The sequence below is a fragment of the Streptomyces neyagawaensis genome (genome assembly GCF_023516595.1).
GTDB classification, from domain to species: domain Bacteria; phylum Actinomycetota; class Actinomycetes; order Streptomycetales; family Streptomycetaceae; genus Streptomyces; species Streptomyces neyagawaensis.
This window is the reverse complement of sequence record NZ_JAMGBG010000096.1, coordinates 1-3613: the sequence shown is the minus strand read 5'-3', so window position 1 is coordinate 3613 and position 3613 is coordinate 1. Positions and strand designations below refer to the sequence as shown.

The following is a 3613-nucleotide window of genomic DNA, read 5'->3' as shown; positions in this document are numbered from 1 at the left end:
CTCGACACCGCGCCCGTGCTGGCGATGCCCGGCGTCCTCACCGTCCTGCACCACGGCAACGCCCCGCGCGTCGAGACCGACTACCCCGGCCTCATGGGCACCAAGCCGGACCCGACCACCGCCGTCTTCCAGCACGATCGGGTGCCTCATCTGGGCTGGCCGGTGGCGCTGGTCGTGGCCGAGACCTCCGAGCAGGCCAGGGAGGCCGCCGAGTCACTCGTCGTGCACTACGACCAGGAGCCGCACGACATCGCGTTCACCGCCGACCATCCGCGGGCGTACCCCGCGGACGGCTTCGGTCCGGCGGTCACGGAGAAGGGCGACCTGGAGGCCGAACTCGCCGCGTCCGCCGCCGTCGTGGACGCCGAGTACACCACCCCCGAGGAGCACCACAACCCGATGGAGCCCCACGCGGCGACGGCCCGCTGGGAGGACGGCCGTCTGGAGGTCGTCGACTCCAACCAGGGCACCTTGTGGGTCGCCGCGGAACTCGCCAACCTCTTCTCGCTCGACCCGTCCGCCGTGCGCGTGCGCTCGGAGCACGTCGGCGGCGGCTTCGGCAGCAAGGGCGTCCGCGCCCACCAGGTGGCCGCCGTCATGGCCGCGACGGCCCTCCAGCGCCCCGTCCGGGTCGCGATGACCCGCCGCCAGATGTTCTCCCTCGCCGGCTATCGCAGCCCCACCTCCCAGCGGGTCAGGCTCGGCGCCGACGCGGACGGACGGCTGCGTGCCCTGGAACACCGCTGTCTGAGCCTCACCTCCACGGTGCACGAGTTCATCGAGCCGGGCAGCGGGCCGTCACGCGTGATGTACGACGCCGACGCCCACCACACCCTCAACAGCATCGTTCGCCTCGACGTCGGAACCCCGACCTGGATGCGCGCACCGGGCGAGGCGCCGGGCTCGTTCGCGCTGGAGTCCGCGTTCGACGAACTCGCCGAGAAGCTCGGCGTCGACCCGATCGAGCTGCGTCTGCGCAACGAGCCCGAGCGGGGCCCCGTGTCGGGCCTCCCCTTCGCCGGCCGCAACCTGTCCGCGTGCCTGCGCGAGGGCGCCCGCCGCTTCGGCTGGGCCGACCGAGACCCGCGCCCCGGCGTCCGCCGCGACGGACGCTGGCTGCTCGGCACCGGCACGGCGGCGGCCTCCTTCGGCGCGGGCGCCGCGCCTTCCACGGCGGCCGTCACGGCCGAGGCTGACGGCACCTTCACCGTGCGGATCAACGCGGCGGACATCGGCACCGGCGCCCGCACCGCGCTCACCATGGTCGCCGCCGACGCGCTGGACGTCGCGCCGGACCGCGTCCGGGTGCGGATCGGCGACAGCGACTTCGGCCCGGCCATGATCGCCGGCGGCTCCATGGGCACCCGCTCCTGGTCCTGGGCGATCAACCTCGCCGCCGCCGAACTGCGGGAACGGCTCACCCCCGGCGGCACCGTACCGCCCGAGGGCATCACCGTCCGCTCGGACACCACCGCCGCCATCGGCGCCCTCGCGCAGAAGGAACGGCACTCCTACGGCGCCCAGTTCGCCGAGGTCGCCGTCGACCCCGCCACCGGGGAGGTCCGCGTCCGCCGCATGCTCGGCGTCTTCGCGGCCGGGCGGATCGTCAACCCGCTCACCGCGCGCAGCCAGTTCACCGGCGGCATGATCTGGGGCATCTCCATGGCCCTGCACGAGGAGGCGGTACGGGACCGGGCCACCGGCGGCCACTACGGCGCCGACCTCGCCTCCTATCACGTGGCAGCGCACGCCGACGTGCCCGCCGTCGAGGCGCACTGGGTGGACGACCACGACCCGGACGACCCCGTCGGGATCAAGGGCATCGGGGAGGTCGGCATCGTCGGGGCCGCCGCGGCCGTCGCCAACGCGGTCTGGCACGCGACCGGCGTACGCCATCGCCACCTGCCCATCCGGCCCGACCGGGTCCTCCTCGCGGGAGCCCCGGATGCTTGACCTCGCCACCGAGCTGCACCGCTGGGCCGAGGAGGGGCGGGACTTCGCGGTCGCCACCGTCGTCTCCGTCGGCGGCAGCGCGCCCCGGGAGCCCGGGGCCTCGCTCGCCGTCGACAGCGAGGGCACGGCCATCGGCTCCGTCTCCGGCGGGTGCGTGGAGGGCGCGGTGTACGAGCTGTGCCGGGAGGCCCTCGCGGACGGCGAGACGGTCCTCCAGCGGTTCGGGTACAGCGACGAGGACGCCTTCGCCGTCGGGCTGACCTGCGGCGGTGTGATCGACATCCTGGTCACGCCGGTCACCCGGGCCGCCGCGGACGCCCCGGTGTTCCGGTCGGCGCTCGCGGCCGTCGCCGGGGACGGAGCGGCCGCCTTCGTGCGGGTCGTCCGGGGCCCGGCCGAACTCCTCGGCAGGGCCCTGCTCGTACGGCCCGACGGCGGGTACGAGGGCGGGTTCGGCGGCCACCCCGAGCTGGACGGGACGGCCGTGGCCGAGGCCCGGGCGATGCTGGACGCCGGGCGCACCGGCACCGTCGACCTGTCACCGGACGGATCGCACTGCCCCGGCGGGCTCACCCTCCTCGTGGAGTCGTCCGTCCCGCCGCCCCGGATGATCGTGTTCGGCGCGATCGACTTCGCCTCCGCGCTGGTCCGCGTGGGCAAGTTCCTCGGCTACCACGTGACCGTGTGCGACGCCCGTCCCGTCTTCGCCACCAGGACCCGTTTCCCGGAGGCCGACGAGATCGTGGTGGACTGGCCGCACCGCTACCTCGGGGGCACCGAGACCGACGCCCGCACCGTCCTGTGCGTGCTGACGCACGACGCCAAGTTCGACGTGCCCCTGCTGAGGACGGCGCTGCGGATGCCGGTCGCGTACGTCGGCGCGATGGGCTCCCGGCGCACGCACGCCGACCGGGAGCGCCGGTTGCGCGAAGTGGGCCTGAGCGGGCGGGAGCTGGCCCGGCTCAGGTCCCCGATCGGGCTCGATCTGGGGGCGCGTACGCCCGAGGAGACGGCCCTGTCCATCGCGGCGGAGATCGTCGCCACCCGACGCGGCGGCACGGGCGTGCCGCTGACCGGATCGAGCACCCCCATCCACCGGGCGGCGGGGGAGCGGGAGGCCGTGGCGGCGGCCTGAGCGGTGGGGACGGCCTGACCGGTGGGGACGGGGCCTGAGCGGTGGGGAGGGCCTGAGCGGAGGAGCGGTCCGGCGCCCGCTGCGACCGGGTGCCCACGCGGCCTGAGTATCCGGGGCGCCGCGAATGAGTACGCGGTCAGGTGCCGGGCCGCCCCCACCGCTGGTGCACTGTCGTCATGGACACGCACACCTCGCGCCCGCGCCCCCTCCGGCACGTCACCTCCAAGGCCACCGCCACCGGTTCGGCCCTCGCCGTGGTGCTGATCCCGCTGGTGGTCGGCGCGTTGGTGGCCCGGCAGTTCGGCGGTGACCCGATGGCCTCCGTCAACGCGCTCATCGCGGGCGGCGGTGAGCGGGCCAGGCTCTCCCCGGGTCAGCTGCCCGTCCTGCGGACCCTGCGCACGGCACCCCGCAGGACGGTCGGCCGGCTGACCCGTCGGCAGCTCCCGCACCGGCAGCTCCCGCACCGTGGCGCGCGCGATGACTCGACGACCGGTCACGTCATCTCGCGCTGAGTCGGGTTGG

Annotated in this window: 3 protein-coding genes; all 3 read left to right on the top strand. The window is 75.1% G+C overall.

Translation table 11 applies throughout. The features are described 5' to 3' along the window. Positions 1 to 1953, top strand: a 1953-nt coding sequence (locus M8J73_RS31950; RefSeq protein ID WP_249829395.1) for a xanthine dehydrogenase family protein molybdopterin-binding subunit, incomplete at its 5' end; no start/stop codon positions are given. Then, positions 1946 to 3088, top strand: a complete 1143-nt coding sequence (locus M8J73_RS31945; protein WP_249829394.1) for an XdhC family protein — start codon at positions 1946 to 1948, stop codon at positions 3086 to 3088. The genes M8J73_RS31950 and M8J73_RS31945, both read left to right, overlap by 8 nt. Before the next feature lie 176 nt (positions 3089 to 3264). Continuing rightward, the gene (locus tag M8J73_RS31940; RefSeq protein WP_249829393.1) at positions 3265 to 3603 is read left to right on the top strand and encodes a hypothetical protein; all 339 of its coding nucleotides are present in this window, start codon (positions 3265 to 3267) and stop codon (positions 3601 to 3603) included. The last annotated feature ends 10 nt before the right edge of the window (positions 3604 to 3613 follow it).